The sequence below is a fragment of the Campylobacter sp. 2352 PW genome, from assembly GCF_024723575.1.
GTDB lineage: Bacteria > Campylobacterota > Campylobacteria > Campylobacterales > Campylobacteraceae > Campylobacter_D.
This window is the reverse complement of record NZ_JANQCX010000032.1, coordinates 1-1,505: the sequence shown is the minus strand read 5'-3', so window position 1 is coordinate 1,505 and position 1,505 is coordinate 1. Positions and strand designations below refer to the sequence as shown.

At 26.4% G+C, this 1,505-nt stretch carries 1 protein-coding gene; it reads left to right on the top strand.

The genetic code is table 11. The features are described from left to right. Positions 1 to 296 precede the first annotated feature (296 nt). The coding region (locus tag CAMP5121_RS07955; RefSeq protein ID WP_442863297.1) for a PDC sensor domain-containing protein at positions 297 to 1,505 on the top strand (1,209 nt) is incomplete at its 3' end.

The following is a 1,505-nucleotide window of genomic DNA, read 5'->3' as shown; positions in this document are numbered from 1 at the left end:
GATTAGTTGGAAGATCTGTATTTTATTTAGCCTAATTTTTATCCATAACAATTTATATTTACTTTAATAAAAATATTTTCACAATAGCTGCAATTTTTAATCATACATTTATAAAAAAATATTTTTATTATTTTATTATACAAAGTATGTATTTTTCATTATTATATCATTTTTTGATTTATTTTTTTGTGTGTGTATTTGAACCAATTTTAAAAAAATTAAATCTTTTAAAATAGTTTAAAAATAGTTTTATATAAAAAAATAGAATTAATGCTAATCAAAAAAAGGAGTTATTGATGTTTAAATCTTTAAATATAGGGTTAAAACTAGTATTATCAGTTGCTATTAGTATAATCGCTGGAATAGCCATTTTGGTGACTATTTTATCAATTCAAGTTGCTTCTAATATGGAAAATGAAGCTAAAAATTCAATCTTTCTTTCTGCGAAAAGATACGGAAATTTTATGCAAGGCATTCTAAATGAGGAAGTTGTTCTTACAAAAGGAATGGCTACATCGCTTAATGAAATGTTTTCGAAATATGACCAAGTAGATGTTGCGCTAATAGAAAGCTTATTAAAAAATACCTTTGACAGTAGTGGTTATGCAGCTTATTCATTTCTTTGGCTAAAAGATCCTTCTGTTTTATCTGACACCCAAGCATTAGATTCAAATTTTAAAAGCTCTAATGGTAAAACTTTTGCTATGATTTTTTTCGATGAAACTACAGGAAAAGCAGGTGGTATAAGATCTATAAAAGTTCCTAATAATTTTTCTCAACTGAACATTTTGCAAAAAATTGAGCAAAACGCAAAATATGGTGATTTAGATACTTTATTTGTTGGCGCTCCATCAAAATTAAATTATGATGGACATGATTTTTTAGGTATTAATTTAGGAATGCCTATCTTTAACAGTAAAGGCAAATTTGTAGGTGTTGTTGGATATACTTTTGATTTCTTAGAAATATCACAAGAAATGCTTGATCCAAAACTAGATGCCTACGAAGGTGATTTAAGATTTTTAATGACTGATCAAGGAGTTATTACTATTCACAAAAACAAAGATGCTATATTAAAAACTCTACCTGAAATCAATAAAGATCCTTCGACAAAATTTATTATTGATGCCGTTAAAGAACGTAAAGATATAATTATTGACAATTATACTGATTCAAATGGAAATCTCAGCTTTGCTAGTATCACTCCTTTTAGCACACTAGGAGACTCTAGTCACTGGAGTATAATAGTTACCGCACCAAAAAAGTCTGTTTTACAACCTTTATATAAATTACAATTTATTTTAATTATTATAGCACTAGTTATAGTTGTTATAATCTTAGCCATTGTTTATTTTTGTGTAAATAAAATAGTAGGTGCTAGAATTCCTATTATACTTCATTCTTTACAAAATTTCTTCAAATTTTTAAATCATGAAACCAAAGAAGTGCAAACAATAAAGATTAAAGCCGATGATGAATTAGGAAGAATGGGTAAAATAATCAAC